This window comes from Psychrobacter sp. M9-54-1, assembly GCF_016613355.1.
GTDB lineage: Bacteria > Pseudomonadota > Gammaproteobacteria > Pseudomonadales > Moraxellaceae > Psychrobacter > Psychrobacter faecalis.
This window is the reverse complement of record NZ_JADGFW010000042.1, coordinates 1-3,416: the sequence shown is the minus strand read 5'-3', so window position 1 is coordinate 3,416 and position 3,416 is coordinate 1. Positions and strand designations below refer to the sequence as shown.

Sequence of the window (3,416 nt, the reverse complement as noted above, 5' to 3'; positions counted from 1 at the left end):
AGGATTATAGCGAAGGGTTCATGGAAGTATTTAAATACGCCATGAAGTTTACGGAGTTGACCCATTATCAAATATGGATAGCTCACGAAACATTATCACCAACAGGGCGGTTAACGCGACTGCAAGGCTCTATAGGGCTATTTCGAGGTGTTGAAGTACCCAACACTATGACTGATGACATAATCGCCGATGACGCGCCGTTTATGCTCATTCTTTACCAATTTTTGAAGGGGGTTGGATATTCTGTTCAGTTTATGAAAGATGTGCCACTTGGTGAAGTTTCTATTGATAATTTAGGGGACGCACTTAGTGAATATAATGAAAGTGGTGAGGTGCTCCCCTCCTATATTGTGATTACTAACCCTGAAACTGGGGAAACTAGTCGAATATTGGAGGTAGACCATGTTTAATAAACTTAGTGAAGTCATCGCTTATTATCAGGCATACCATTTGACCAAAAATAAGTACCAGTATCGGGCAGATAATTTAATGTATTTTGATGCTTATAATCTGCAAGATTTAAGAAAGCACCATGTGAAGGCTTATGCTCTTACAAGACGTGAAGATGTCACCAATGCAACCATAAATCGTGAGCTAAGTTTTGCAAGGGCTGCTGTAAACCTTGTTAATAGTGATTATGAGTTGAAAATTAATAACGTCTTTGAACGTGTGAAGTTTACCGAGTCTGACTATGTGGCTAATTATTTGAACAGGCAGGAATATGAACGGCTCTTGCAAGGTGCATTGGAGACAGGCAACACAGACTTGCATGACTTTATTGTGCTTTTGACAATGACAGGTTGTAGACCGGTAGAGCTACTAACCCTAGAATGGGCGAACGTACATTTAGACAAAAAGCAGTTTGTCGTCAGAAATCACTACAGTAAGTCAAAGAGAACTATGTATAAGTATTTGAATGATACAGCGCTTAGGCTATTACTTGATAGACAGAAAAAAGCTCATGGTCGGCATGTATTTACTAATCAAAGAACTGGCAAGGCTTATACAACCTTCACAAAATCCTTTGCTAGATGCAAGCAGCGTGCTGGGGTTAACTGCACTATGTACGATCTTAGGCATACTTATGCGTCTTGGTTAATCCAGAAGGGTGTTGGTATTTATACCATCAAGGATTTGTTAGGACACGGTGATATTGAGAGCACAATGCGATACGCTCATTTGGATTATGCCCAATATGTCAATGCTGTGGATTTACTCAATTAACGATTAATTTATAAGGCACGCTTAGACGTTTCTCACTTCGTGTAGAAACGGCGTGCCACCTATCCCAATCTTTTAAAATGCGCACTTACGACTTGGCAACTGCCCAAGTCTATCGTGCGGAAAACCTACCCATGCAATTTCTCTGAACCCTCTGCCCTCCAGTTAACAGCTTTTTGATAAGAAACGATAGAGACCCATCACTTTATGGCTGATAGCGCGCTCGGCATCTTTTCGCCGAGGGTAAGCGTTCAGCATTGCATGAATAATTAACTGTCAATAAACCATTGCAAACGATATTATAAAGTCGTATTATCTAATGGTTCACGAAATAAACCAAAAACCAAAATTACCTAAACTAACTAAAGGTTCAAATATGAAACTAACTAAACAACATTATGATGGTGACCCAATCCATTTTGAAGAACGTCCACCGCATGAACAGCGTTTAATGATGCTTATTGGTGGTATAACTGGTAACTATAAATCTGATTATATGGGTATGGAAAAGGCTATGAGTGTTCGGCTCAATGCTAATAATTATCCTAGGGTCAAAGCATTAGCTGATTTGTCAGGTAATAGCATGAACTTAGTTATCAATGATTTAATAGAAGTTGCCTATGGCGCGATTATGGAAAATGCCAAAGAGGAAAACTCTGAGACTTTATTTAATGCCGAATGTCTAATCCGTGAGGAATGGACTAATGAGCATCTTAAAAAGGGGCAAAAATAATGCTTCAGATGACAGGTTTAGTAGTGAATACGTTCACTCAAGCAGGTGGTAAGAACAAAGATGGTGAAGAATATGAGGAACGCCATAAAGTTCAATTATTAGGTGCTGCTGTATTACCGAATGGTGATACTAAGCAGGAATTGGTCGATTTAAAAGTTGATGATTTAAAAGACTGGATACCGCTTAAAGGTAAAAATGTCACTGTTGACATTGGAGCTTTCTCTCCAAGCAAAGGTACTATTATATTTTCTATCAAAAAAGGCTCTAAGCCTTATGTTGAGGGTTCCAAGCATGACTGATTTTATACCTCATGGTGAAATACACGAAGTGCAAATAACTGAAAAGAATTTATATGCTGTCGATGAATTGTTCACCGACACTATTTATGAACATCAAGAGGCAATAGCTGATTTAAGAAAAAAGCTTACTATGCCTAGTGAGTATCCAGATCAGACACATTTACTTGCTTGTATTCAGGTTCGACAAGGTAAAATCGAAATAATTAAAGATATATTGGAACAGCTCGGAATACCTTTGGAGCAGTAGCAACTAACCGCTGATTTCTTAATTATTTTTTTTGCGATGCACAAAAAAATAATTAAGAAATCAGCGGTTTTTCTTTCACTTGATACTATGGAATTAAAGTGGGGACACTTTATAAGGAATTACGGAATGATAGACAATAAAAAACCCCGTAATGATGAGCTTTTAGCGGAGCAGGCATCAGAACAGGGTCTAGAAATAACAGTGGATAGCAATGCTAAACACAGAGCTAGAATAACACGATTTGGGCATTTGCGCCAGCAATCTAAAGATATGTCTAATTGGTTATATGCTCAAAATGATGAGTGCTTATCATTGGATACACCTATGGGTGATTTAATGGCTAAACGCTTTATTCACTTTGCTAATACTCTGTCAGGTTGCGCTAACTACCTGCTATTCAAACATTACTACACGTTAGATAAATATAAGCTATCAGGTCTCAAGACCTGTAAAAAACACATGCTATGCCCTTTTTGTTCTGCTATCAGAGCTAGTAAACAAGCTACTGCTTATCATGACAAGATGGTTCACATACTCAAAGAACATCCTAATTTAAAACCAGTATTTGTAACACTTACTGTAAAAAATGGCGATGACTTAAAAGAACGTTTTAATCATTTGAAAGATTCCTTTAAGACTCTCCAAAGCCGTAGACGTGACTGGTTAAAAAAAGGGCGTGGTCATAATGAGTTATGTAAGGCTCACGGTATCGTTTTTGCTTATGAAATAACCAATAACGGTAAAGGTTGGCATCCTCATTTACATATGATTTTGCTAGTTGATGATTGGATAGATAAAGACAAACTCTCTGAACAATGGCTCTCGATCACTGGTGATAGCTTTATTGTCGATGTTAGACGTGTCAAACCTACAAAAATAGATATTGATACAGTAGATAGTAAGTCAGAGAAAAAAG

General features: G+C 37.9%; 6 protein-coding genes. All 6 read left to right on the top strand.

All coding sequences use genetic code 11. From position 1 onward, the window contains the following. Positions 1-410: hypothetical protein (locus IQ457_RS12920; protein ID WP_207161753.1), on the top strand; the 410-nt coding region annotated here is incomplete at its 5' end. Further along, positions 403-1,224 (top strand): site-specific integrase, encoded by an 822-nt coding sequence (locus tag IQ457_RS12915; RefSeq protein WP_200663793.1) that lies wholly within the window; start codon positions 403-405, stop codon positions 1,222-1,224. The genes IQ457_RS12920 and IQ457_RS12915, both read left to right, overlap by 8 nt. Before the next feature lie 373 nt (positions 1,225-1,597). After that, positions 1,598-1,954, top strand: a complete 357-nt coding sequence (locus IQ457_RS12910) for a hypothetical protein (protein ID WP_200663791.1) — start codon at positions 1,598-1,600, stop codon at positions 1,952-1,954. Continuing rightward, positions 1,954-2,253 carry a hypothetical protein gene (locus IQ457_RS12905; RefSeq protein ID WP_200663789.1) on the top strand — a complete coding sequence of 100 codons (300 nt, stop codon included), beginning with the start codon at positions 1,954-1,956 and terminating at the stop codon, positions 2,251-2,253. The genes IQ457_RS12910 and IQ457_RS12905 overlap by 1 nt, the downstream gene beginning before the upstream one ends. Then, on the top strand, positions 2,246-2,500 hold the full coding sequence (locus tag IQ457_RS12900) for a hypothetical protein (protein WP_200663788.1): 255 nt from the start codon (positions 2,246-2,248) through the stop codon (positions 2,498-2,500). The genes IQ457_RS12905 and IQ457_RS12900 overlap by 8 nt, the downstream gene beginning before the upstream one ends. 126 nt (positions 2,501-2,626) lie before the next feature. Then, positions 2,627-3,416: protein rep (locus tag IQ457_RS12895; RefSeq protein ID WP_200663786.1), on the top strand; the 790-nt coding region annotated here is incomplete at its 3' end.

Coding starts and splice junctions, on each gene's coding strand:
- IQ457_RS12915 (WP_200663793.1), top strand. CDS start 403: ATGTTTAATAAACTTAGTGAAGTCATCGCTTATTATCAGGCATACCAT.
- IQ457_RS12910 (WP_200663791.1), top strand. CDS start 1,598: ATGAAACTAACTAAACAACATTATGATGGTGACCCAATCCATTTTGAA.
- IQ457_RS12905 (WP_200663789.1), top strand. CDS start 1,954: ATGCTTCAGATGACAGGTTTAGTAGTGAATACGTTCACTCAAGCAGGT.
- IQ457_RS12900 (WP_200663788.1), top strand. CDS start 2,246: ATGACTGATTTTATACCTCATGGTGAAATACACGAAGTGCAAATAACT.